21 protein-coding genes and 1 riboswitch are annotated in these 22,570 nt (G+C 69.2%); of the genes, 12 read left to right on the top strand and 9 right to left on the bottom strand.

Annotation, left to right across the window (positions count from 1 at the left end):
• The first annotated feature begins 27 nt into the window (after positions 1 to 27).
• A complete protein-coding gene (locus ACSFA5_RS27100; protein ID WP_435447150.1) occupies positions 28 to 999 on the top strand; it encodes a Bug family tripartite tricarboxylate transporter substrate binding protein in 972 nt (323 codons plus the stop codon).
• 150 nt (positions 1,000 to 1,149) lie between these two features.
• Positions 1,150 to 1,449 carry a hypothetical protein gene (locus ACSFA5_RS27105; RefSeq protein ID WP_435447151.1) on the top strand — a complete coding sequence of 100 codons (300 nt, stop codon included), beginning with the start codon at positions 1,150 to 1,152 and terminating at the stop codon, positions 1,447 to 1,449.
• 6 nt (positions 1,450 to 1,455) lie between these two features.
• On the opposite strand, the gene ACSFA5_RS27110 is transcribed toward ACSFA5_RS27105, so the two are convergent.
• The gene (locus tag ACSFA5_RS27110; RefSeq protein WP_435447152.1) at positions 1,456 to 2,040 is read right to left on the bottom strand and encodes a TetR/AcrR family transcriptional regulator; all 585 of its coding nucleotides are present in this window, start codon (positions 2,038 to 2,040) and stop codon (positions 1,456 to 1,458) included.
• Positions 2,041 to 2,130: 90 nt separating this feature from the next.
• Here ACSFA5_RS27110 and ACSFA5_RS27115 point away from each other — a divergent pair, with 90 nt between their 5' ends.
• Complete coding sequence (locus ACSFA5_RS27115; protein WP_435447153.1) at positions 2,131 to 3,381, top strand: MFS transporter; 1,251 nt, start codon at positions 2,131 to 2,133, stop codon at positions 3,379 to 3,381.
• A gap of 2 nt (positions 3,382 to 3,383) precedes the next feature.
• Here the strand turns inward: ACSFA5_RS27115 and ACSFA5_RS27120 are convergent, their stop codons facing one another.
• Positions 3,384 to 4,220: an HAD-IIB family hydrolase gene (locus ACSFA5_RS27120; protein ID WP_435447154.1), complete on the bottom strand. Its 837-nt coding sequence runs from the start codon at positions 4,218 to 4,220 to the stop codon at positions 3,384 to 3,386.
• 104 nt (positions 4,221 to 4,324) lie between these two features.
• Between ACSFA5_RS27120 and ACSFA5_RS27125 the strand changes: the two genes are divergently transcribed.
• From ACSFA5_RS27125 to ACSFA5_RS27135, 3 genes are read left to right on the top strand one after another with little or no spacing between them, the layout of a single operon-like run.
• Complete coding sequence (locus ACSFA5_RS27125) at positions 4,325 to 5,320, top strand: ABC transporter ATP-binding protein (protein WP_435447155.1); 996 nt, start codon at positions 4,325 to 4,327, stop codon at positions 5,318 to 5,320.
• A 10-nt stretch (positions 5,321 to 5,330) separates the two neighbouring features.
• Entirely contained in the window at positions 5,331 to 6,176 is an 846-nt protein-coding gene (locus tag ACSFA5_RS27130) for an ABC transporter permease (RefSeq protein ID WP_435447579.1), read from the top strand.
• Positions 6,176 to 6,979 (top strand): ABC transporter permease, encoded by an 804-nt coding sequence (locus ACSFA5_RS27135; RefSeq protein WP_435447156.1) that lies wholly within the window; start codon positions 6,176 to 6,178, stop codon positions 6,977 to 6,979. The genes ACSFA5_RS27130 and ACSFA5_RS27135 overlap by 1 nt, the downstream gene beginning before the upstream one ends.
• A 16-nt stretch (positions 6,980 to 6,995) precedes the next feature.
• Here the strand turns inward: ACSFA5_RS27135 and ACSFA5_RS27140 are convergent, their stop codons facing one another.
• The 4 genes from ACSFA5_RS27140 to ACSFA5_RS27155 all read right to left on the bottom strand — a co-directional run bounded on the left by ACSFA5_RS27140 (position 6,996) and on the right by ACSFA5_RS27155 (position 13,676).
• Positions 6,996 to 8,624, bottom strand: a complete 1,629-nt coding sequence (locus ACSFA5_RS27140; RefSeq protein WP_435447157.1) for a peptide chain release factor 3 — start codon at positions 8,622 to 8,624, stop codon at positions 6,996 to 6,998.
• Positions 8,625 to 8,705: 81 nt separating this feature from the next.
• Positions 8,706 to 9,440: an amino acid ABC transporter ATP-binding protein gene (locus ACSFA5_RS27145; RefSeq protein ID WP_435447158.1), complete on the bottom strand. Its 735-nt coding sequence runs from the start codon at positions 9,438 to 9,440 to the stop codon at positions 8,706 to 8,708.
• Between the two features lie 19 nt (positions 9,441 to 9,459).
• Positions 9,460 to 10,707 carry a M20/M25/M40 family metallo-hydrolase gene (locus ACSFA5_RS27150; protein WP_435447159.1) on the bottom strand — a complete coding sequence of 416 codons (1,248 nt, stop codon included), beginning with the start codon at positions 10,705 to 10,707 and terminating at the stop codon, positions 9,460 to 9,462.
• Positions 10,708 to 10,712: 5 nt separating this feature from the next.
• Positions 10,713 to 13,676 carry an FAD-dependent oxidoreductase gene (locus ACSFA5_RS27155; RefSeq protein ID WP_435447160.1) on the bottom strand — a complete coding sequence of 988 codons (2,964 nt, stop codon included), beginning with the start codon at positions 13,674 to 13,676 and terminating at the stop codon, positions 10,713 to 10,715.
• A 107-nt stretch (positions 13,677 to 13,783) separates the two neighbouring features.
• On the opposite strand from ACSFA5_RS27155, the gene ACSFA5_RS27160 reads away from it, so the two are divergent.
• From ACSFA5_RS27160 to ACSFA5_RS27180, 5 genes are all read left to right on the top strand, one after another.
• Entirely contained in the window at positions 13,784 to 14,680 is an 897-nt protein-coding gene (locus tag ACSFA5_RS27160; protein WP_435447161.1) for a dihydrodipicolinate synthase family protein, read from the top strand.
• Between the two features lie 73 nt (positions 14,681 to 14,753).
• Positions 14,754 to 15,584: an ABC transporter substrate-binding protein gene (locus tag ACSFA5_RS27165; protein ID WP_435447162.1), complete on the top strand. Its 831-nt coding sequence runs from the start codon at positions 14,754 to 14,756 to the stop codon at positions 15,582 to 15,584.
• Between the two features lie 40 nt (positions 15,585 to 15,624).
• On the top strand, positions 15,625 to 16,344 hold the full coding sequence (locus ACSFA5_RS27170; RefSeq protein WP_435447163.1) for an amino acid ABC transporter permease: 720 nt from the start codon (positions 15,625 to 15,627) through the stop codon (positions 16,342 to 16,344).
• 20 nt (positions 16,345 to 16,364) lie between these two features.
• Positions 16,365 to 17,819, top strand: a complete 1,455-nt coding sequence (gene hydA, locus ACSFA5_RS27175; RefSeq protein WP_435447164.1) for a dihydropyrimidinase — start codon at positions 16,365 to 16,367, stop codon at positions 17,817 to 17,819.
• A gap of 102 nt (positions 17,820 to 17,921) precedes the next feature.
• Positions 17,922 to 18,608, top strand: coding sequence for a GntR family transcriptional regulator (locus ACSFA5_RS27180; protein WP_435447165.1), 687 nt, complete (start codon positions 17,922 to 17,924; stop codon positions 18,606 to 18,608).
• A gap of 8 nt (positions 18,609 to 18,616) precedes the next feature.
• Here ACSFA5_RS27180 and ACSFA5_RS27185 read toward each other — a convergent pair whose 3' ends face one another.
• The 3 genes from ACSFA5_RS27185 to ACSFA5_RS27195 all read right to left on the bottom strand — a co-directional run bounded on the left by ACSFA5_RS27185 (position 18,617) and on the right by ACSFA5_RS27195 (position 20,835).
• The gene (locus ACSFA5_RS27185) at positions 18,617 to 19,543 is read right to left on the bottom strand and encodes an alpha/beta fold hydrolase (protein ID WP_435447166.1); all 927 of its coding nucleotides are present in this window, start codon (positions 19,541 to 19,543) and stop codon (positions 18,617 to 18,619) included.
• Between the two features lie 14 nt (positions 19,544 to 19,557).
• Positions 19,558 to 20,046, bottom strand: a complete 489-nt coding sequence (gene phaP, locus ACSFA5_RS27190; RefSeq protein ID WP_435447167.1) for a TIGR01841 family phasin — start codon at positions 20,044 to 20,046, stop codon at positions 19,558 to 19,560.
• Positions 20,047 to 20,193: 147 nt separating this feature from the next.
• The gene (locus ACSFA5_RS27195) at positions 20,194 to 20,835 is read right to left on the bottom strand and encodes a hypothetical protein (RefSeq protein ID WP_435447168.1); all 642 of its coding nucleotides are present in this window, start codon (positions 20,833 to 20,835) and stop codon (positions 20,194 to 20,196) included.
• Positions 20,836 to 20,952: 117 nt separating this feature from the next.
• Positions 20,953 to 21,021, top strand: a riboswitch (S-adenosyl-L-homocysteine riboswitch).
• A 75-nt stretch (positions 21,022 to 21,096) separates the two neighbouring features.
• Between ACSFA5_RS27195 and ahcY the strand changes: the two genes are divergently transcribed.
• Complete coding sequence (gene ahcY / locus ACSFA5_RS27200; protein ID WP_435447169.1) at positions 21,097 to 22,536, top strand: adenosylhomocysteinase; 1,440 nt, start codon at positions 21,097 to 21,099, stop codon at positions 22,534 to 22,536.
• Positions 22,537 to 22,570 lie beyond the last annotated feature (34 nt).

The following is a 22,570-nucleotide window of genomic DNA, read 5'->3' on the forward strand; positions in this document are numbered from 1 at the left end:
CTTCTTCAAGTCAGGATCCAGTCAGCCATGCTGCGCCGCTCTTCTTTTCTCCGTGCCGCCACGCTTGCCGCGTGCGGTCTCGTTTCTCCGCTGGCGGCTTTCGCTCAAGCTTTTCCCGCCAAGCCCATCAAGCTGGTCATCGCCTTCCCGGCCGGCGGCCCGACCGACATCACCATGCGCCAGCTGGCGGACAACGTGAGCAAGATCCTCGGCCAGCCGGTGATCATCGACAACAAGCCCGGCGCCGGCGGCACGCTGCCCGCGCAGGCGCTGCAGACCTCGCAGCCCGACGGCTACACCGTCGCGCAGATCCCGCTGGGCGTGTTCCGCCTGGGCTACACCACCAAGATCAACTGGGACCCGCTGAAGGACATCACGTACGTGCTGAACGTGACGGGCTACGCCTTCGGCATCGTGGTGCCGGCCAACAGTCCCTTCAAGACCTGGGCCGACTTCGTCGCCTACGCCAAGGCCAACCCCGGCAAGCTGACCTACGGCTCGACCGGCAACCTGACGAGCCCGCACCTGACGACCGAAATCATTGCGCAGAAGGCCGGCATCGAGCTGCAGCACGTGCCCTACAAGGGCAGCGCCGACCTGATGCTCGCCGTGGTCAGCGGCCAGCTGATGGCCGCCGCCGACAGCACCGGCTTCGCCCCTCAGGTCGAGGCCGGCAAGCTGCGCGTGCTGAACACCTGGGGCGACAAGCGCCTGGCCAAGTTCCCCGACGCACCCACGCTGAAGGAGCTGGGCTACGACATCGTGCAGAACTCGCCCTTCGGCATCGGCGCCCCCAAGGGCACGCCGCCCGAGGTGGTGAAGAAGCTGCACGACGCGTTCAAGCAGGCCATGGAAGAGCCGAGCTACGTGGCGTCGCTCGGGCGCTACGACATGCTGCCGAACTACATGAGTTCGGCGACGTACACCAAGTTCGCGCAAGACACGGTGGTGAAGGAGAAGGTGGTGATCGAGAAGCTGGGGTTGGCGAAGGAGAAGTGAGCGGGTTGCCTGGCGGCTGATTCCCGCGCATTTCTGCACATCGCAGACGCTCGCCAACGCTTCTCGACGGCATCGGATATTAAAGAAGGCTTTGATACGTCGGTCGCCAATTCAAGACGGCTTTCATTCGACCTCCGCGCCTTTCGTCTGGTGCAAGACAACCTGCTCGATCCCAAGGGATTGCCGACCAGCGTTCGATTGCTTTCCGACGCACACGGCTCCTGCTGGACGGCGTGCGCGGGGCCGGCCAGCTACAAGCTCTTCGAACTCCTGCCGCTGATGCCGCGCTTCACGGTGGAGCGGGCCCGGGAAAAGCTCGATACCAGTTTTCCCACGGCCAACGCCGCGGTGAAGTTGCTCGAGAGCCTGGGCATCGTGTCGGAAGTGACCGGGCAGCGGAAGAACCGCAGCTTCAGCTACCAGTCGTACATCGCGTTGCTCACCCGCTGATCTTGCTCAACGCTCGGCCGACGCGATCGCAAACAGCTCCCCCACCAACCGCCCCGCCAGCTCGGCCTTCACCGGCTCGCCCCCGAACACCAGCCGAAACACGATCGGCGCAATCAGGTGATCGATCACCTGCTGCGGCTGCGGCGCAGGCTCCCCGCGGGCGTGCGCCTGTTCCACCAGCGTCAGCGCTTCCTTGCGGCGATTGCGCAGGCAGTCGGTGTCCGAATCGCCGTTGGCCAGCGAAGCCGCGGCTTTCAGCAGCGAGGTGTTGCACGGCTTGGCCAGATGCTCGATGAGCTCGCGCGCCCAGGCTTCCAGATCAGCGCGCAGTGCGCCGGTGTTCGGCAGCGGCCGGTTCGGGTCCAGCCGGTGGGTGGCGGTCTCGGCCAACAAACTGTCCAGGTCGCCCCAGCGCCGGTAGATGCTGGACGCGCTGACGCCCGCGCGCTCGGCCACGGCGGGCACGGTGATGCGCTCGCGCCCCTGCTCGGCCATGAGCTCCTCGAGCGCGGTGCGCACCAGCGCCTGCACCTGCGCGCTGCGGCCGCCGGGGCGTTTGTTGGAGGGGGTGGGCAGGACGACGTCGTTCATGTTTCGAACTTTAACGCAAAGATATTTGCTTTAGATGCTTCCTAGGTCTAGAATCACAAAAGCAAAAAAAGTTGCATTAAAGATTCGAACATGCCATCCACCTGCCCGGAACTCGCCACCCCCGTGCGCGCCAAGCCATGGCGCCTGCCGGCCGGCGTGACCTTTGCACTGTTGGCGGCCGTGCTGTTCGCGTTCTTCTTCGCGGCCGCCGCGCCGTCGCCGCTGTTCGTGGTGTTCCAGCACGCCTGGGGTTTCTCGGCGTCGATGCTCACGGTGGCGTTCGCGATCTATGCGATTGCGCTGCTGATCTCGCTGTTGGTGGCAGGTTCGCTGTCGGACCACATCGGGCGCAAGCCGGTGGTGCTGGGGGCGCTGGTGCTGCAGGCGGTGGCCATGGGGCTCTTCGTGCTGGCGCACGACATCGGCGGGCTGATCGTGGCGCGGGTGGTGCAGGGCGTGGCCACGGGCATCGCCAGCGGCGCGTTGAGCGCGGCAGTGGTCGAGGCCGCGCCGGCCTCGCGCAAGCGGCTGGGCGCGCTGATCACCAGCGTGTCGCCGCTGGCGGGCCTGGCGGTGGGGGCGCTGCTGACCGGCGTGGCGGTGAAGTTCACCGACCAGCCGGTGCTGCTGGTGTTCGGCATGCTGGCCGCGGTGTTCGCAGTGGGCGCGGCCGTGGTGGCGTGGATGCCCGAAACCGTTGCGCCTCGCGCCGGCGCGTGGGCGTCGCTGGTGCCGCGCGTGTCGATTCCCGCCAGGGCCCGCGCCGACTTCGTGCGCGGCCTGCCGGTGTTGATCGTCGTGTGGGCGTTGGGCGGGCTGTATCTGTCGCTCGCCCCCTCGCTGATGCACCACGTCTTCGGCATCGACAACGGCGTGGTCAACGGCCTCACGATCGCGGTGCTCTCGGGCTTCGGCGCCGTCGCGCCCACGCTGCTCGGCCGCTTCGCCGCGCCGCGGCCGGTCATCCTGGGCATGGTCAGCATCGCGGTCGGGCTGGTGCTGTTGCTCGCATCGCTGGCCACCGGTTCCCTCGCTCTGTTCTTCGTCGGCACCGCGATCGCGGGCCTGGGTTTCGGCGGCGCGTTCTCGGCGCTGGTGCAGACGCTCGCGCCGCTTGCCGACTCGCACGAGCGCGGCGAGCTGTTCGCCGCCATCTTCGTGGTGAGCTACCTCGCGTTCAGCCTGCCCGCCATGCTGGCCGGCTTCCTGGTGGCGCCGCTGGGGCTGCTGGCCACGGTGAAAGGCTACGCCGTGGTGCTGCTGCTGATTGCGGCTGTCGGCCTGTGGCGCCAGTGGGCGGTGCTGCGCCGCTCCGCGCGGGGCCTGCCGGCCAGCGAATAAATTCAGCGCGCCGAGAGAATGGCGCGCGCCGCTTCGGCGAACCCCGTGCCACGCTCGCCGAGCGTCACGTAGTGCGGCAGGTGTTCCAGCTGCGGCACGAAGCGCGCGACGTTCGCCACGCCGATGCTGTGCGCGAAGCTGCGAAACATCAACTGGTCGTTGGTGGAGTCGCCCACGTAGGCCCAGCGGTCCATCTCGTCGCCGAGCGTGCGGCCCCACAGCTCGCGCGTGATCCAGCGCGCGCCTTCGAGCTTGTCGTTGTCGCCGTACCAGCCGTTGATGTGGATGCTGCTCACCGTGGCGTGCATGCCTTCGCCGCGCATCAGCGCCACCACCTGCGCGACGGTGGCGTCGCCCAGCTGCACGAACTCGCTGTGGTCGATGGCGATGTCGGTCTCGCGCCCCGGCGAGTCGGTGGCGCGGCCGGCGCCCGGAATCTCGCGTTCGATGCGCGCCAGCACGGCCTGCATGCGCGCGAAGTTGGCCGCGCGCGTGGCCGCGTCCTGCTGATAGCGTTTCTCGATGCGGCCGTCGGCCTGGGGCAGCAATGCCACCGCGCCGTTCTCCGCCACGATGGCGTCGATCGGCCAGGTGTTCACGAACGGCAGGCTCCACCCCACGGGGCGACCGGTGATGGCCACCACGGACAGGCCCGCGGCCTTGAGGTCGGCGAGCGCCTGCAGCGCATCGGGCGTGATCGCGCCGTCGTGGGTCAGCGTGTCGTCGATGTCGGTGAAGACGCCGACAAGCGCGCCGCGCGCGGTCGCATTCCACTCGGTCAAGGGCAGGAGGTGGTGGGGCGGGGAGGGCAGCGAGTGCAGGGAAGAAGGCGAAGCCATGGCAAGGAATCCGGAGGGAGCCGCGATCCTACCGGCGCTTTCGGGTAGCATCCCGCCCCCGCCGCGCGCTACTCCTTGCGCTCCCCGCCGGTGCGGCGCCTTCCATGCCCCACATCCTCGTCGACCACCTTCTCAAGACCTACCGCATTTCCGAGCGCGACCCCGGCGTGATGGGCGCGTTGCGCGGGCTCGTGCACCGCCGCCATCGCACGGTGGAGGCGCTGTCGGGCGTGTCGTTCTCGCTGGAGCGCGGCGAGCTGCTGGGCTTCATCGGGCCGAACGGCGCGGGCAAGTCGACCACCATCAAGATCCTCGCGGGCATCCTGCGGCCCGACGGCGGTCGCGTGGAAGTCGACGGGCGCGACCCCTTCGCCGACCGCGAGCGCCACGTGGCGCGCATCGGCGTGGTCTTCGGACAGCGCACGCAGCTGTGGTGGGACCTGCCCGTGGGCGACGGCTTCGACCTGCTGCGCGACATCTACCGCGTCGACCCGCAGCGCTACCGCCGCACGCGTGACGAACTGGTCGCGCTGCTGCACCTGGAGCGCGTGCTCGACCAGCCCGTGCGGCAGCTCTCGCTGGGCCAGCGCATGCGCGCGGAAATTGCGGCGGCGCTGCTGCACGAGCCCGACATCCTGTTTCTCGACGAGCCGACCATCGGGCTGGACGCGCCCTCGAAGCTGGCCGTGCGCGACTTCGTGCGCCGCGCCAACCGGGAGCGCGGCACCACGGTGCTGCTGACCACGCACGACATGCACGACATCGAGGCGCTGGCCCGGCGCGTGATCATCATCGGCCACGGGCGCGTGCTGGCCGACAGCCCGGTCGAGGCCCTGCGCGCACAGGTGATGACCGAGCGGCGGCTGGTTGTCGACTTTGCGCAGGACGCCGAGTTGCCCCTGCAGGTGGACGGCGCCCGCGTGCATTCGCGCGACGGCCAGACGCTGGTGCTGGACTTCGACCCGGCCGTGACCACGGCGCCCGCGCTGATCGCGCGCATCGCAGGCGAACATGCGGTGCAGGACATCCGCCTGGAAGGCCTGGCGATCGAGGCGGTCATCGCGCGGTTCTACGCCCTGCACGGCGCGGGCGAGGTGTGAGGGCGTGACCATGGCCACCCTGCGCCAGCTCGCGCGCCCCTACGTCGCGGCCTTCGCGTCGCGCTTCCTGCAGATGCTGCAGTACCGCACCGCCGCGCTCGCGGGCTTCGCCACGCAGTGCTGGTGGGGCGGCATCAAGGTGATGGTCTTCGCCGCGTTCTATGGCGGCACCGCCATCGCGGGCGCAAGTTCGCCGATGTCGCTCGCCCAGGCCATCACCTACACCTGGCTGGCGCAGGGACTGCTCGTTCTGCTGCCCTGGCTGGGCGACCCCGAGGTGGCGCAGGCGGTGCGCACCGGCTCGGTCGCCTACGACCGGCTGCGTCCGGTGGACGCCTATGCGTTGTGGTTCGCGCGCAGCGCCGGCTGGATCGCCGCGCGCCTGCTGCCGCGCGTGGCGTTGATGGCGGCGTTCGCGGCGGTCGCCTTGCCGCTGATCGGCCTGAACGAATGGGCCTGGCAGCCGCCCGCGGGCGTGGCGGCGGGGCTCGCGTTCCTGCTGTCCGCCGCGCTCGCGCTGCTGCTCTCGACGGCAATGGTGATGCTGCTCAACGTGGCGATGACGGCCGCGCTGAACGAGCGCGGCATCAACGCGGTGGCGACGCCGGTGGTCATCGTGTTCTCGGGCAACGTGCTGCCGCTCGCGCTGCTGCCGGACGCCTGGCAGGGCGCGCTGTTGATCCAGCCGTTGGCCGGGCTGATGGACATTCCGGCGCGGCTGTATTTCGGGCAGCTGAGCGGTTGGCAGGCGCTGGGCGGGTTGGGGCTGCAGTGCTTCTGGACCGTCGTGCTGGTGACGGCGGGGCGGTACGCCATGGGTCGCACCATGCGCAGTCTTCAGATTCAGGGGGGCTGATGGGCACGCTCCCCCTTTTCTTCAGGCTGGTCCGGGCCTCCATTGGCGGCCAGGCGCGCTACCCGGCTTCCGCGCTGATGCTGACGCTGGGCCAGTTCCTGGGCACCGGCATCGAGGTGGTCGCCGTCTGGGCGCTGTTCCATCGTTTCGGTGAAGTGCAGGGCTGGCGCATCGGCGAGGTGGCGCTGTTCTACGGCCTGGTCAACTGCATGTTCGCGATTGCCGATGCGCTGGGGCGCGGCTTCGACGTGCTCGGCACCGAGTTTCTTCGCACCGGCGCGTTCGACCGGCTGCTTCTGCGCCCGCGCCCGCTGGCGCTGCAGTTGATGGGCAACGACTTTCGCATCAGCCGCGCGGGCCGGCTGCTGCAGGGGGTGGCGGTGCTGGCCTTCGGCACGGTGCAGGCGGGCGTGGTGTGGTCGCCCGGCGCGGTGGCCATCGCGCTGTTTGCACTGGCCGGCGGCGTGGCGTTGTTCCTCGGCATTTTGGTGCTGCAGGGCACGCTGTCGTTCTGGACCGTGGAGAGCCTGGAGATCGCCAACGTCCTCACCTACGGCGGCGTGCAGGCGGCGCAGTACCCGCTGGCGCTCTACGCGCAGTGGTTTCGCCGCGTGCTGACCTTCATCGTGCCGCTGGCCTGCGTGGCCTATTACCCGGTGCTCGCGATTTTGGGCAAGGCCGATCCGCTGGGGGCGCCCGGGTGGGTGGGCTGGGTGTCGCCGCTCGCGGGCTTCGTGTTTCTCGCGGCGGCTTTCGGGGCGTGGCGCTTCGGGCTGCGCCACTACGCGTCGACGGGGAGCTGAGCCCCGTCGGTTTCTGTCAGCCCGCGCTCTGCAAGGCCAGCCCCGCGTGCTCGCGCAGCGGATGGAAATGAATCTTCGGAAACCGCTCCTGCGCCAGCCGCACGTCGTACGGCGAGGTGCATAAAAAGGCCAGCGTGTCGGCCGCGTCCTTGGCCATGCGCACCGGGTAGGCGTTGAGGAACTCGCGCAGCTCGGCCGGGGTGTCGGCCGTGATCCAGCGCGCGCCCGTGTACTGGCAGCCCTCGAGCCGCACGTCGGCGTCGTACTCGGCCTTCAGGCGGTGCTGCACCACTTCGAACTGCAGCTGGCCGACGGCGCCCAGCAGCATCGGTCCGCCGATTTCGGGACGGAACACCTGGATCGCGCCCTCTTCACCCAGCTGGGCCAGGCCCTGCTGCAGCTGCTTGGTGCGCAGCGGGTTCCTCAGGATCACCGTCATGAACAGCTCGGGCGCGAAGAAGGGCAGGCCGGTGAACTGCAGGCTCGCGCCGTCGGTGATGGTGTCGCCCAGCTGCACGCCGCCGTGCGTGGTGAAGCCCACGATGTCGCCGGCGTAGGCCTCTTCCACCGCCTCGCGGCGCTGGCTCATGAAGGTCACCACGCTGGTGGGGCGCAGCTCCTTCGACGTGCGCTGCACCTTGAGCTTCATGCCCGGCGTGTACTTGCCCGAGGCCATGCGCACGAAGGCGATGCGGTCGCGGTGGTTGGCGTCCATGTTGGCCTGCACCTTGAAGACGACGCCTGCGAAGTCCTTGTCCTCGGGCTGGATCTCCTTCACCACGGGCTGGCGGTTGACCATGGTGGTGCTGGTGCGCGACTGCGGCTGCGGCGCCAGGTCGACCAGCGCGTCGAGCACTTCCATCACGCCGAAGTTGTTCACGCCCGAACCGAAGAACACGGGCGTCTGCTTGCCCGCCAGGAAGGCCTCGCGGTCCCAGGTGGGCGAGGCGCCGGTGGCCAGTTCCATGCTGTCCATGGCGCTCTCGAAGTCGGCACCGAAGCGCTTGGTGAGCGCTTCGCGGTCGGTGAGTGCAATGGTCTCGAAGTCGTGCGGCAGCCGTTCGCTGCCCGACTCGAACACCGTCATGGTGTGCGTGCGCAGGTTCATGATCCCACGAAAGCTCTTGCCCTGGCCCACGGGCCAGGTCATGGGCACGCACGGCATGCCCAGCTCGCGCTCCACTTCGTCCAGGATGTCGAGCGGCTCGCGCACTTCGCGGTCCATCTTGTTGACGAAGGTGATGATGGGCGTGTCGCGCTGGCGGCAGACCTCGATGAGGCGGCGCGTCTGCGCTTCCACGCCGTTGGCCGCGTCGATCACCATCAGCGCCGAGTCGACGGCGGTGAGCACGCGGTAGGTGTCTTCCGAGAAGTCCTTGTGGCCGGGCGTGTCGAGCAGGTTGATGACGTGGTCGCGGTACAGCATCTGCATGACCGACGAGGCCACCGAAATGCCGCGCTGCTTTTCGATTTCCATCCAGTCGGAGGTGGCATGGCGCGAGGCCTTGCGCGCCTTCACCGAGCCGGCGATCTGGATCGCGCCGGAGAAAAGCAGCAGCTTCTCGGTCAGCGTGGTCTTGCCGGCGTCAGGGTGGGAAATGATCGCGAAGGTGCGACGGCGGCGGGTTTCGGCGAGAAAAGACAAGGTGGGCAATCTGCGGGGGAATGCCGCGATTTTAGAAGGGCGCGCCCGACCCTCCCCGCCGCGGCGGCTTCCGTGCCGTGTTCAGTGCTGCAGGATCTTCGACAGGAACTGCTGCGCGCGGTCCGAGCGCGCCGACGGATTGCCGAAGAACTCCTCCTTGGGGCAGTCCTCCACGATGCAGCCCCGGTCCATGAAGATCACCCGGTTCGCCACCTTGCGCGCGAAGCCCATCTCGTGGGTGACGCACATCATCGTCATGCCGTCGCGCGCCAGGCCGACCATCACGTCGAGCACCTCGTTGACCATCTCCGGGTCCAGCGCCGAGGTGGGCTCGTCGAACAGCATGGCCACCGGGTTCATGGCGAGCGCGCGGGCAATGGCCACGCGCTGCTGCTGGCCGCCCGACAGCTGGCTGGGGAACTTGTGCGAATGCGCGTGCATGCCGACGCGCTCCAGCAGCGCCATCGAGGTGGCGCGGGCTTCGGCGGACGAGCGCTTGAGCACCTTGCGCTGCGCGATCGACAGGTTCTGCTCGATCGACAGGTGCGGAAACAGTTCGAAGTGCTGGAACACCATGCCGACGCGGGCGCGCAGCCTGTTCAGGTCGGTCTTCGGATCGCCGACGGACACGCCGTCCACGGTGATGCGGCCCTGCTGGAAGGGCTCCAGCGCGTTCACGCACTTGATGAGCGTGGACTTGCCCGAGCCCGAAGGCCCGCAGACCACCACCACCTCGCCCTTGCGGACCTGGGTGTTGCAGTCGGTCAGCACCTGGAAGGCGCCGTAGCTCTTGGTCACATGGCTGATGTCGATCATCGCGTGGCTCCGGCGCCGCTCAGCGCGTCAGCAGGTGGTGCACGGTGTTGGCGACCACCCGGGTGGCCTTGCGCAGCTCGTCCAGCGGCACGCGCTCGTCGGCGCGGTGCCCGTTGGCCTCGAGCAGCGACTCGGGGCCGGCGCCGTACATCACCGTGGGAATGCCCGCTTCGCTGTACAGGCGCGCGTCGGTGTACAGCGGTACACCGATGGGCGTCACCGGCTTGCCCATCACCTCGCTGGCCTCGCGGCACACCAGCGCCGCCAGGGCGTCGGCGCCCGGTGCCGGCGCGAACGGGCGGGCCAGCAGGATCTGGCGAATGTCCACCGAGATGCCCGGCAGCGCGCGGCAGGCCGCCTCGATCACCTCGCGCAACTCGGCCTCGACGGCCTCGGGCGACTCTTCGGGCACGATGCGCCGGTCGATGCGAAGGATCAGTTGGTCGGCCACCACGTTGGTGTTGATGCCGCCGCCGATCAGGCCCACCACCATCGTGGGGTGGCTGATGCCCGGCGTGAGCGAGGGGCGCCCGGCCAGGCCGTCGCGGTAGCGGTAGAGCGCGGGCAACAGCGTGGCGGCGGCCTCGATCGCGTCGTGCCCGGTGTCGGGCCGGGCGGCGTGCGCCGAAGTGCCGCGCACCGTCACTTCGAGGTGCAGGCAGCCGTTGTGCGCCACCACGACGTGGTGCGAGAAGGCGGCCGACAGCACGAAGTCGGGCCGGCTCAGGCCCTGCGACAGGATCCATCCGGGGCCGGTCGCGCCGCCGGTTTCCTCGTCGTAGGTCAGGTGCAGTTCGACCGTGCCGCCCAGCGGAGTGCCCGAGGCCGCCAGGTGCTTGAGCGCACGCATCGCGAAGGCATAGGTGGTGAAGTCCGACTTCGACACCGCCGCGCCGCGGCCGTAGAGCCAGCCGTCGCGCACTTCGCCGCCGTAGGGGTCGACGCTCCAGCCCGCGCCCGGCGGCACCACGTCGCCGTGCGCGTTGAGGGCCACCACCGGGCCGTCGCCGAAGCGCTCGCGCACGATCAGGTTGGTCACGCTGCGCATGCCGTGCGCGGCCGCGTGGTCGGGCGGTATCGCATGGCGCTCGACCTCGAAGCCCATGGCCTCCAGCAGCCGGGCCGTGAGCTCGGCATGCGGCGCGCAGTCGCCGGGCGGGTTGTCGGAGGGGCAGCGCACCAGCTCGGCCAGGGTGCGCACCTGCTCGTCGAAGTGGGTGTCGATGAAGCGGCGCAGCGTGTCGCGGGGGAGGGCGGTGTCTGTCATGGCTCTCAGAGGAAACGGTCGATGAGAAAGGGGGTGATGTCGATGGCGGTGCGCCCGTGCACGACCAGGTCGGTAACGAGCCGCGCGACGACGGGCGCGAGGGTGTAGCCGTTGGAGGTCACCGCGTTGTAGAAGCCGGGGCGCCCGGGCACCTCGCCGAGGATCGGCGCGCCGTCGATGTTCACGTTCATGCCGGCCCAGCAACGCACCATGTGCAGGCCGCTCACGGCGGGCAGCACGTGGCGCGCGACCCAGAGGTTGCCTTCGATGCTGTCGCGCTCGGCGCGGTTCAGCCGCATGTCTTCGTGAAAGGCGGCCGTCCAGCCGCCGCCGACGATCAGGCCGCCGCTGGCCGCCTGCTTCAGGCTCAGGTGGCGGTCGGCATGCGCGACCAGGTGGTCGACCAGCGGCGGCGCGGGCTCCGTCACGATCATCTGCAGCGGCGCGCCCTTGACGGGAACGGCCACGCCCAGCATGCGGCCGATGGCGCTCGACCAGGCCCCGCTCGCATTCACGATGCGCCCGGCATGGATGGTGCCGCGCGAGGTGCGCACCACGAAGCCCGCGCCGACGCCGGGCAGCGCTTCGATGGTCTGCACGTCGCAGCCGCGCAGCATGCGTGCGCCTTGCTGCTGCGCGCGCCGCGCCACTGCGTAGGTGGCGCGCAGCGGGTTGATCTTTCCCTCCATGGTGCAGAGCTCGGCGCCGAGCAGTGCGTCGGAGAGCGCCGGCGACAGGCGCCGCAGGTCGGCGCCGTCGATCACCTGGGCGTCGATGCCGTGGCGGCGCTCCAGCGCGGACTTGGCTTCCAGGAAGCGCATGCCGGCCTCGCTGTCGGCGACCATGAGGCCGCCGGTGATCTTGATCTCCAGGTCCTCGCCGCAATCGGCTTCTATCTGTTGCCACAGGCGCACCGACATCGGCCCCAGTGGCAAGGTGGCCGCCGCAGGGCCACCGCCTTCCTGCGCCTTGGCGCCGAAGTCGAACGACAGCAGCTGCACATGCAGGCTGCCCGCGTTGGCGCCGGAGGCCTGCAGGTTGATGTCGTCGCGGTCGACCACGGTCACGTCCTGGCCGGCCTTCGACAGGTAGTAGCCCAGGCAGGCGCCGAGCACGCCGGCACCGATCACCAGCACGTCGGTGCGCACCGGCGCGAAAGGCGCGTGCTCCACCGGCCGCGCGAGATTGGGCGTGATGGCCGGCTTGTGACCACCCCACTCGGGTTTCTCGAAGCCGAGTGCGCCGGCCGGCACCGGCCTGGCTGGCGGGCGCGGGGCGAAGTACTGCTCGACCTCCGGCGGCCTGCCCGTGAGCTCGGCCACCAGCCGGCCCGCGGTGACGGCGCAGTAGCGCGCCTGGCAGCGGCCCATGCCCAGGCGGGTGTTGCGCTTGAGCGCGGCCAGGGTGTCGCTGCCGGCGCGGATCTGCGCGCGCACCGAGCCGAAGCTGATCTCCTCGCAGCGGCACAGCAGCGTGTCGTCGGGCACCGCGGCCAGCGTGACGGGCGGCGGCGCGTAGAGCGACCACAGGGCCTGCTGGAAGCACTCGGCGCGGTGCAGCTGGCCGAGCACCTCGGTGGACGCCGCAACGCGCAGGCCGAGATTGCGCGCCGCGGCTTCGCCCGCCAGCGTGCCGCGCGCCAGGGCGACGCGCGAGCCGCCCAGGTCGGCGCCATCGCCCACCACGTACACGCCGCTCACGCTGGTGGCGCCGTCTTCCTGCGTGACGGTCGCAAGGTGCCCCAGATGGCGCGGGGCTAGCCGGTGCGCGCAGCCCAGCATGCGCGCGAGTTCGGTGGAGGGGATGAAGCCGTAGCACAGGCACAGCGTGTCGGCCTCGAGGCGCCGCGCCGTTCCCGCCACTGCGTGGCCTTGGGCATCGATGCGCGCGACCTGCACGGACCGCAGTCCGCCCGCGCCCGTGTCCTCGGCTTCGCCTTCAGCCGCCACGACCGTGTGGCCCCACAGCACCGGCACGCCATGCGCACGCAGCTGCCGCAGGTAGCGCCAACCGTCGCGCAGCAGGTCGGGGGCGGTGCGCGCCGCGGCGAGCACCTGGCGCCATTGGCGCAGGGACGGGCGGGCCGCCGATTCGAGCACGGCGACGACCTGAGCGCCGCCGGCGAGCAGCTCCGCCGCCAGCTGCAGGTTGAGCGGCCCGTTGCCGGCGATCACGACTCGGCGGCCCGGGGCGACGCGGTAGGCGCGCGCCAGCGTCTGGCCGGCGCCGGTGGTCATCACGCCCGGCAGGGTCCAGCCGGGAAAGGGCACCGGGCGCTCGTAGGCACCGGGGGCGATCACGAGCTGGCGGCAGCCGATGACATGGGCGCGCCCGTCGATGAGCGCCGCGACCTCGGTCGGCGAGAAGGCCGCCCACACCTGCGCGTCCTGGACGATCGTGACGCCCGCGGCGCGGACGTCGTGCGCCAGCGCCAGGCCCTGCGCGAACTGGCGGTCGGCCGGCGTGGCCGCCCGGTGCGACGGCGCGAGCGGCTTGTAGAACTGGCCGCCCGGCTCCAGGCGCTCGTCGAGCACCAGCACCTCGGCGCCAGCCCGGCGCGCGGCCAGCGCCGCCGACAGGCCGGCCGGGCCCGCGCCGACGACCAGCACGTCGACCTGCAGCCGCGCGGGTTGCGCTGCGGCCTCGGGCACGAGCGGGCGCAACGGGTCTTCCGGCGTGCCGGCCGGCTGGACGGAGCGCACCTGCTGCCCGTCGGCCACCTTGGTGAGGCAGGCGCGCTGGCTGGCGCGCCCGTCGACCGTAACCAGGCACTCGAAACATGCGCCCATGCCGCAATAGAGACCCCGGCGCTCGCCGCCGCGCGCATGGCGCAGGGCCTTGATGCCGCCGGCCGCCAGCGAGGCTGCGATGGTCTCGCCTTCCAGGCCTTCTACAGGCTGCCCGTCGTACCAGAAGCGCACGGGGCGCCCGGCCGGGGCGATGGAAGGGTGGGTCAGTCTGGCGCTCATGGGCAGGTGCGAGGGGAAACGGAAAACCGCTTTGACGCGATTGAATGTATACGTATACTACATGTATACGTATACTTCGTCATCCGAATTTTCCCGAGGACTGCCCCATGACAGCGTTCCGCGGCACCTACACGGTGCTCATCACCCCCATGACCGACGACGGCCTGCACGTGGACGTGCCCGCCCTGAAGAAACTGGTCGACTGGCAAATCGAAGAGGGAATCCACGGGCTGATTCCTCTGGGGAGCACCGGGGAATTCCTGTCGCTGACGCCCGGTGAGCGCCAGTTGGTGATCGAGACCTGCGTCAGCACCGCTGCAAAACGCGTGCCCGTGCTGATCGGCACCGGCGCGGAGTGGACCGACGAGTGCGTGCGGCTGAGCCGCGAGGCCGAAACCATGGGCGCCGACGGCGTCATGATCATTCCGCCCTACTACAGCACGCCCACCGACGACGAGCTGTTCGCCCACTACCGCAAGGTGGGCGAGGCCATCGGCATTCCGATCATGGTCTACAACAACCCGGCCACGGCCAACGTCGACCTCAAGCCCGAGCTGGTGGCGCGCCTCTCGCGCATCGACAACTGCAGGTACATCAAGGAGTCGACGCTGGAGGTCACGCGCGTGCGCGACATCATCGAGCTGTGCGGCGACCGCATGACGGTGTTCGCCGGCATCCTCGGCTACGAGTCGTTCTGGCTCGGCGCGCAGGGCTGGGTGGCCGTGTGCTCCAACCTCATTCCGAAGATGTCGGCGCGCCTGTTCGAACTGGTGGCCGACGAGCGCGACATGCCCGCGGCGCTGGCGCTCTACAGGCAGATGCTGCCGATCGTGCGCCAGGTCGGCGGCCACCGCTACGTCGCGGCCTCCAAGGACGGCCTGACGATGATGGGCCTGCCGGTCGGCAAGCCGCGCGCGCCGCGCCTGCCGCTGCCCGAGGCCGACGCCGCGGACCTGCGCCGCGAGCTGGCCCGCCTCGATCTGCTGGACTCGATCGGCGTCTGAGCGCCGGCATCGCTGAATCTTGTTTCCTGCCTTTCCACTTCGTCGCCTCGTTCATTCCCCCAAGGACCACCCCATGAAACTGCTCCCCGCTCTCGCGTCGGCAACGGCACTCTTCATCTTCTGCGCGGGCGCCGCGAACGCGCAGGCGTGCAAGTCGCCCGTGCCCGACTCGGCCCTCGTGAAGAAGGGCACGCTGACCATGTCGGTCAACCCGACCCTGCCGCCGATGCAGTTCGTCGACCAGACCGGTGCGCTCAAGGGCATGCGGGTGGAGCTCGGCGAGGCCATCGCCAAGCGCCTGTGCCTCACGCCGGAGTACGTGCGCATCGAGTTCTCGGCCATGATCCCGGGCCTGCAGGCCGGCCGCTGGGACGTCATCAACACCGGCATCTTCTACACGGAAGAGCGCGCCAAGCTGATGCAGATGCTCATCTACGAAGACCAGGCCATCAGCATCAGCACGGCCAAGGGCAACCCGCTGAAGATCGCCAGGACGGACGACCTGTCGGGCAAGAGCATCGGCGTGGAACTCGGCGGCTTCGAGGAGCGCAAGGCGCGCGAGCTCGACAAGGCGCTCACCGACAAGGGCATGAAGGGCATGACCATCCGCACCTTCGAGAACTTCGCCATGGCCTTCCAGGCGCTGCGCGCCGGCCAGGTCGAGGTGGCCCTGTCGATCGACTCCACCGGCGCTGAGTACCAGAAGCGTGGCGACTTCGACCGCGTGCTGAACGGTCTGTTCCCCACCCCGGTGGCGCTGGCCGCGCGCAACAAGGACCTGGCCGCCGCGGTGGCCAAGGCCATGAACGACATGAAGGCCGACGGCAGCTTCCAGAAGCTGTTCGACCAGTACGGCGTGAAGGCGGTCGACGGCGCCGTGACCGTCAAGGGCCCGGCGGGCTGAGCCCCGGCTGCAACGACATCGGGCACACCAAGGAACGTTAATGGGACAAGGCTGGAGCTGGTCGGGGTTCTTCGACTACCTGTTCAATCCGTACATCCTCAGCGGCGCGGTGACCACGCTGTGGCTCACGCTCGCGGCGATCGCGGGCGGCCTGGTCGTGGGGTGCGCGCTGGCGCTGGCCCGGCTGTCCAGCCGCAACTGGGTGGCGGGGCCGGCGCACTTCTACATCTGGGTGTTCCGCGGCACGCCGCTGCTGGTACAGCTGATCATCATCTACACCGGGCTGCCACAGTTCGGCCTGAAGCTGTCGGTGGTCGAGTCGGCGTTGCTGGGCCTGATCCTCAATGAGGCCGCCTACCTGGCGGAGATCGTGCGCGGCGGCATCCAGTCGATTTCCGCCGGGCAGACCAACGCGGCGCGCGCCGTGGGCTTCAGCAGCGCGCAGACCATGCGCTACGTCGTCATGCCGCAGGCCATGCGCCTGATCGTGCCGACGCTGGGCAACAGCATCAACGGGCTGCTCAAGACCACCTCGATCACCTCGGTGATCTCCATGGAAGAGTTGCTGCGCCGCACCCAGGTGCTGATCCAGGAGAAGTTCATGGTGCTCGAGCTGTTCGTGGTCGCGGCCATCTACTACCTGCTGATGACCACGGCCTGGGACTTCATCCAGCGGCGCATCGAGCGCCACTACGGCCGCGCCTACGGCAATGCGAGCGCGCCGGTCGTGCCCGCCGACCCCGCGCTCGAGCAGCGCTGACGCAACCCCGCGAGAGTCCCATGAGCACCTACGACCTGATCCTGCGCAACGCCGACATCGCCACCGCAGGCGACCGCTACACCGCCGACATCGGCGTGCACGACGGGCGCATCTGCGCCATCGCGCAAGACCTGGGCGCGAGCGCCGCGCGCGAGATCGACGCGGCCGGCCGGCTGGTCACGCCGGGCGGCGTGGACGGCCACTGCCACTTCGACCAGCCGACCGGCGACGGCTCGCGCTTTGCGGACGACTTTCTCTCCGGCACGCGGTCGGCGGCCTGCGGCGGTACCACCACCGTGCTGCCCTTCGCCGCGCAGCAGAAGGGCCGCAGCATCCAGGAGGCGGTGGACGACTACCACCGCCGCGCCGAGGGCAAGGCCGTGATCGACTACGCCTTCCACCTGATCGTGGCCGACGCCACGCGCGACGTGACGCAGCGCGAGCTGCCTGCGCTGATCGAGAAGGGCTACACCTCCTTCAAGATCTACATGACCTACGACGATCTCAAGCTGGACGACCGCCAGATCATCGAGGTGCTGGCCACCGCGCGCCGGCATGGCGCCATGACCATGATCCACGCCGAGAACAGCGACTGCATCGCCTGGCTCACCGAGCAACTGCTCGACGCGGGGCTCACGGCGCCGCGCTACCACAGCAGTTCGCGCCCCATGGCGGTGGAGCGCGAGGCCACGCACCGGGCCATCGCGCTGGCCGAGCTGGTCGACACGCCCATCCTGATCGTCCACGTCTCGGGCCGCGAGGCGATCGAGCAGATCCACTGGGCGCGCGGGCGCGGCCTTCCGATCCATGCGGAGACCTGCCCGCAGTACCTGTTCCTGAGCGCCGAGGACCTGGGCATCGACCCCGACGACCCGATGCACGGCGCGCGCTGCATCTGCAGCCCGCCGCCGCGCGACAAGGCCAACCAGCAGTTCATCTGGAACGGGCTGTCGAGCGGGCTTTTCACCATCTTCTCGTCCGACCATGCGCCGTTCAACATGGGCGGCACCGACGGCAAGCGCGTGGCCGGCGACGATGCCTCCTTCGACCGCATTCCGAACGGCATTCCCGGCGTGGAAACGCGCCTGCCGCTGCTGATGAGCGAGGGCGTGCTCAAGGGGCGCATCGACATCCACCGCTTCGTCGAGCTCACGTCCACCAACCCCGCGCGGCTGTACGGGCTGTACCCGCGCAAGGGCACCATCGCCGTGGGCAGCGACGCCGACTTCGTGGTGTGGGACGTGTTCGCCCCGGGCCAGGAAAAGCTGCTCACCAACGCCATGCTCCACCATGCCGTGGACTACACCCCGTACGAAGGCATGAAGCTTCGCGCCTGGCCGGGCGTGACCGTGTCCCGCGGCCGCGTGGTGTGGCAGGACGGCGCATTCCTGGCCGAGCCGGGCTCGGGCCAGTTTTTGCCTTGCCTGCGGCCGCGCGCGCCGAACGACGGCAATCCGCTGGACAAGTGGCTCTGAGCCTGCAGGGCAGCGCCGCGATGCGGCCCTGATAAGCTCTGCCGCCCCTGTGGCCCCTTGGCTTTTTTCGTGGCCTTCCTTGCGGCCTTCGCCCTTTTTCGCATGCCCAGCCTTCCCAGCCCCACGCAGCCCGCCACCATCACTATCGCTCCCCTGGAGGTGCGCTCCGCCAGCCTGGCAGAGCAGGCCTACGAGCGGCTGCGCACGCTGATCCTCGACCGCCAGATCTCGGCCGGCAGCCCGCTGCAGGAGGCGCGTCTGGCCGAAGACCTGCGCATCTCGCGCACGCCGATGCGCGAAGCGCTGGTGCGGCTGGCAGGCGAGGGGCTGCTGGTGCGGCGCGACGCGCGTTCCTACGCCGTGCGCGCGCTCGGAACCAAGGAATATTTCGACTGCATGCGTGCGCGCGAGGTGATCGAATGCGAGGGCATCGCGCTGGCCGTCGGCAAGATCACCGACGCCGAGATCGACACGCTCGAAACAGACATCCAGGCGCTGGACGCCGGCGAGCACACCGAGACCGAGCACTGGCACTTCGACGATCGTTTCCACCTGCTGATCGCCACGGCCAGCGGCAACGTGGTGTTTCCGCGGCTGGTGGAAGAGCTGCGCGTCAATGCGCGGCTGTTCCGCCTGCACAGCCCGTTGCACAGGCAGCCGGAGAACCACGACGAGCACGGCGAGATCGTTCGCGCGTTGCGCGCGCGGGACGCCGAGCGCGCCCGCACGGCCATGCGCGAGCACCTGCGAAGCCTGCAGGACGACGTGAGGCGCGCCCTGACGGAGTGACGTTCGCGTCAGGCGTCCAGGTGCCGCGCCGTGTGCGCGGCAATCGCCTCGACGATCTGCGGCCACATCTCGATCGGCAGCGCATGGCCCATGCGCGCAATGCGCAGCAGCGTTGCGCCGGGAATCGCATCGGCCACGTCGACGCCGCAGGCCACCGGCACCAGCGGATCGGCCTCGCCGTGGATCACCAGGGTGGGCACGTCCACCCCGGCCAGCGCGGGCTTGCGGTTGCCCGATGCCAGGATGGCCGCGAACTGGCGCGCCACGCCGGGCGGGTTGAGTCCGCGCAGGAACACGAGCTGTGCCCGCTCGGTGTCGCGGGCCTCGTCGAGCGGAAAGTCCGCTGTCCCCCGCAGCACGCGCCACACCTTGGCGTGGTGCGGCAAATAGGCCTCGAAGGTGGTCGGCGAGGGCGAGAACAGCACCGCCATCGCCTCGGGCGTGGGTGGCGGCAGGGCCGGATTGCCGGTGGTCGACATGATGCTGGTGAACGACAGCATCCGGTGCGCATGGTGAATGCACAGCTCCTGCCCGATGGCGCCGCCCATGGAGGCGCCCACGACGTGGGCGCGCGCGATGCCCAGCGCGTCGAGCAACCCGACGCAGTCGCCGGCCATGTCGCGCAGGGTGTAGGGCACCTGCAGCGGCCGGCCGGCCATGGCCTGGTGCATCAGCAGCTGGATGTCGGGGACGCCGAGCTCGGTCAGGTAGCTCGAGTGGCCGATGTCGCGGTTGTCGAAGCGGATCACGCGATGGCCGCCGGCTTCGGCGAGCAGGGCGCAAAAATCGTCGTCCCACGCCACCATCTGGGCGCCGAGGCCCATGACCAGCAGCAGCGGCGGGGCGGCCGGGTCGCCGAAGCTGTCCCAGGCGAGCTCGATGCCGTTGACGCGCGTGCGCCGCTCGATGGGCTGCGGGGCGGCTGCTGCGGGCATGAGGCGGGTCCGGCTTACTTGCGCTGCAGCAGCTGGGTCACTTCGTCCACGTTGGACTGGATGCGCTGGCGCACCACGTCGAACGCGTCGGCCTGCGACTTGGCGGCCAGGTTGGCCAGCTCCTTGATGTCGTCGACGGCGCGCTGAAACGACTGGCGGCCGAGTTCGTCGAGCTTGGCGAGGTTGGCCTTGGGGTCCTTGCCCGGCATTTCCTTGGCGGCGGCCTGCCACTCGGTGATGGCGCTCTTGATCATCTCGGTCTGCCGCTGCACCACCGTCTGCAGGCCCTGGTAGGACTTTTCGTTCGCCTGCATCAGCGCCTGCAGGTCTTTGCGGCCGCTGTCGAGCAGCTTGCCCGCGCCGCCGGTCAGGTTGAGTTCCTGCAGGCGATCGGTCATGCCCTTGAGATTCTTCAGCGGGTTGAGCATGTCGGCAGCGCTGGGCGCGGCCGTGCTGCTGCTGGCAGTGGTCTTGTTGGCGGCGGCTTTCTTGGCAGTGGCCATGGTGCGGAATCTCCTGTGCGGGTGAACGGGTGAGTGGCAAGGACCGGCCGGACGGCGAAAGTCCCTTGCCACGATACGCCGCACCGGCGCGGCCGAGGCCACCGCAGCCACACAAATGCCTGCGGGATTTCCCTTGGATTGCCCGGCCTACATCGGCGGCGCGAAGCCGTCGCGCCCGGCCGTGACGCGCAGCGCCGTGGGCGTGCCGTTCTTGTCCTGCGCATTCACCATGACCTTGGCGCCGGGCACGAGCAGTGCGTCGGTGCCGGGGCGGAAGGTGACCACCGGTGCGTCCGGCGGCACGATGACGGTCTTCTCGCCGCCCTTGTAGGTCAGGCGCAGTTGCTGCCCGCCGCGCACCGACTTCGGCGCCGCGGCCAGGTCGGCGACGGTGGCGTTGGTCATGGTGCTGTCGGGCAGCAGGTCCCAGGGCCTGTGGCCTTCGCCCGTGCCGCGCGCGGCCTCGGGGAACACCACCACTTCAATGGCCTTCTGCGTGCCGTCGGCCTGCGGCATGGCGGCGGTGCCGATGAAGCTGCCGCGCTTGATGTCGGACAGCTTGATGCGGTAGACCTCCGACACCGGCATGTCGGCCGGGCGCGCAAGGCTGACGACCTCGCCGCCGCGGTCCTGCACCACGAGGGTCTTGGCGTCGACGCGCACGATGGTGCCGCGGATGCGCACCGGGTCTGCGTTCTGCGCGGCGGCAAGCACCGGCGCACCTGCCGTGGCGACGAGCGCGGCCGTGGCCAGCAGGGCCGAGGAAATTCTGGATTGCGTGAGCGACATGAGCAGGGCTTCCGTGGTTGGGTGCGCGCCAATGTACGCCTGTGCGGCAGAACGCGCTTTCCGTGATGTGGGATACCCGAGCGATTGGCGGGCCGGGGCGCCGCGTCTACAATCCGCCGTTCCGAGGAGCGTTGCAGCGCCGTCAGGCGTGAGGCTCGGACCACATCGCAACCACGCTCATCCGCTGTTCTCGCGGTGAGTCATTTTTCTGTCAGACCCCTCGAGCGCAGTGGCATCTTTCAAACCAGTTTTGGAGTTCTCATGAGCGCTGTTCTCAAGCCCGCCCCCGTTTTCACCGCCGACCAGGCGATTGCCGACCTGTCTCTCGCCGCCTGGGGCCGCAAGGAAATCCGCATCGCGGAAACCGAAATGCCCGGCCTGATGGCCATCCGCCAGGAGTTCGCCAAGGGCCAGGCGCTCAAGGGCGCGCGCATCACGGGCTCGATCCACATGACCATTCAAACGGCCGTGCTGATCGAGACGCTGCAAGCCCTGGGCGCCGAAGTGCGCTGGGCCTCGTGCAACATCTTCTCGACGCAGGACCATGCCGCCGCCGCCATTGCCGCCGCCGGCACGCCGGTGTTCGCGATCAAGGGCGAGTCGCTGACCGACTACTGGGACTACACGCACGCCATCTTCGACTTCGGCCCCAAGGGTTCGAAGGGCGAAGGCCCGAACATGATCCTGGACGACGGCGGCGACGCCACGCTGCTGATGCACCTGGGCCAGCGCGCCGAGAAGGACCTGGGCGTGCTCGACAACCCGACCAGCGAAGAAGAACGCATCCTCTACGCCGCCATCAAGGCCAAGCTGGCCGTGGACAGCACCTGGTACACCCGCAAGGCCGCCGAGATCATCGGCGTGACCGAAGAGACCACCACCGGCGTGCACCGCCTGAACGAAATGTCCGCCAAGGGCACGCTGCAGTTCCGCGCCATCAACGTGAACGACTCGGTCACCAAGAGCAAGTTCGACAACCTGTACGGCTGCCGCGAATCGCTGGTGGACGGCATCAAGCGCGCGACCGACGTGATGATCGCCGGCAAGGTGGCTTGCGTGGCCGGTTACGGCGACGTGGGCAAGGGCTCGGCCCAGGCCCTGCGCGCACTGAGCGCCCAGGTGTGGGTCACCGAAATCGACCCGATCAACGCCCTGCAGGCCGCCATGGAAGGCTACAAGGTCGTGACGATGGAATACGCCGCCGACAAGGCCGACATCTTCGTGACGACCACCGGCAACAAGGACGTCATCACGCACGACACCATGGCCGCCATGAAGGACCAGGCCATCGTCTGCAACATCGGCCACTTCGACAACGAGATCGACGTCGCGTCGATCGAGAAGTACGAGTGGGAAGAAATCAAGCCCCAGGTCGACCACATCACCTTCCCGGACGGCAAGAAGATCATCCTGCTGGCCAAGGGCCGCCTGGTGAACCTGGGCTGTGGCACGGGCCACCCGAGCTTCGTGATGTCGTCGTCGTTCGCCAACCAGACCATCGCCCAGATCGAGCTGTTCACCAAGCCCGAAGCCTACGAGGCCGGCAAGGTCTACGTGCTGCCCAAGCACCTGGACGAAAAGGTGGCGCGCCTGCACCTGAAGAAGGTCGGCGCCATGCTGACCGAGCTGACCGACTCGCAGGCCGCCTACATCGGCGTGAGCAAGAACGGCCCGTACAAGCCAGACACGTACCGGTACTGATCGCACGATGAAAAACCTTCGTGCTTCGCACTGC

Origin of the sequence: Variovorax monticola, assembly GCF_051216855.1 — a bacterium.
GTDB lineage: Bacteria > Pseudomonadota > Gammaproteobacteria > Burkholderiales > Burkholderiaceae_C > Variovorax.

What these genes read in the sequence shown, in the direction of transcription:
- ACSFA5_RS27120 (WP_435447154.1), bottom strand. Translation starts at nt 4,220, where the DNA reads ATGGCTTCGCCTTCTTCCCTGCACTCGCTGCCCTCCCCGCCCCACCAC.
- hydA (WP_435447164.1), top strand. Translation starts at nt 16,365, where the DNA reads ATGAGCACCTACGACCTGATCCTGCGCAACGCCGACATCGCCACCGCA.
- ACSFA5_RS27130 (WP_435447579.1), top strand. Translation starts at nt 5,331, where the DNA reads ATGGCCACCCTGCGCCAGCTCGCGCGCCCCTACGTCGCGGCCTTCGCG.
- ACSFA5_RS27115 (WP_435447153.1), top strand. Translation starts at nt 2,131, where the DNA reads ATGCCATCCACCTGCCCGGAACTCGCCACCCCCGTGCGCGCCAAGCCA.
- ACSFA5_RS27170 (WP_435447163.1), top strand. Translation starts at nt 15,625, where the DNA reads ATGGGACAAGGCTGGAGCTGGTCGGGGTTCTTCGACTACCTGTTCAAT.
- ACSFA5_RS27125 (WP_435447155.1), top strand. Translation starts at nt 4,325, where the DNA reads ATGCCCCACATCCTCGTCGACCACCTTCTCAAGACCTACCGCATTTCC.
- ahcY (WP_435447169.1), top strand. Translation starts at nt 21,097, where the DNA reads ATGAGCGCTGTTCTCAAGCCCGCCCCCGTTTTCACCGCCGACCAGGCG.
- ACSFA5_RS27145 (WP_435447158.1), bottom strand. Translation starts at nt 9,440, where the DNA reads ATGATCGACATCAGCCATGTGACCAAGAGCTACGGCGCCTTCCAGGTG.
- ACSFA5_RS27185 (WP_435447166.1), bottom strand. Translation starts at nt 19,543, where the DNA reads ATGCCCGCAGCAGCCGCCCCGCAGCCCATCGAGCGGCGCACGCGCGTC.
- ACSFA5_RS27195 (WP_435447168.1), bottom strand. Translation starts at nt 20,835, where the DNA reads ATGTCGCTCACGCAATCCAGAATTTCCTCGGCCCTGCTGGCCACGGCC.
- ACSFA5_RS27150 (WP_435447159.1), bottom strand. Translation starts at nt 10,707, where the DNA reads ATGACAGACACCGCCCTCCCCCGCGACACGCTGCGCCGCTTCATCGAC.
- ACSFA5_RS27155 (WP_435447160.1), bottom strand. Translation starts at nt 13,676, where the DNA reads ATGAGCGCCAGACTGACCCACCCTTCCATCGCCCCGGCCGGGCGCCCC.
- ACSFA5_RS27165 (WP_435447162.1), top strand. Translation starts at nt 14,754, where the DNA reads ATGAAACTGCTCCCCGCTCTCGCGTCGGCAACGGCACTCTTCATCTTC.
- phaP (WP_435447167.1), bottom strand. Translation starts at nt 20,046, where the DNA reads ATGGCCACTGCCAAGAAAGCCGCCGCCAACAAGACCACTGCCAGCAGC.
- ACSFA5_RS27160 (WP_435447161.1), top strand. Translation starts at nt 13,784, where the DNA reads ATGACAGCGTTCCGCGGCACCTACACGGTGCTCATCACCCCCATGACC.
- ACSFA5_RS27135 (WP_435447156.1), top strand. Translation starts at nt 6,176, where the DNA reads ATGGGCACGCTCCCCCTTTTCTTCAGGCTGGTCCGGGCCTCCATTGGC.
- ACSFA5_RS27180 (WP_435447165.1), top strand. Translation starts at nt 17,922, where the DNA reads ATGCCCAGCCTTCCCAGCCCCACGCAGCCCGCCACCATCACTATCGCT.
- ACSFA5_RS27110 (WP_435447152.1), bottom strand. Translation starts at nt 2,040, where the DNA reads ATGAACGACGTCGTCCTGCCCACCCCCTCCAACAAACGCCCCGGCGGC.
- ACSFA5_RS27100 (WP_435447150.1), top strand. Translation starts at nt 28, where the DNA reads ATGCTGCGCCGCTCTTCTTTTCTCCGTGCCGCCACGCTTGCCGCGTGC.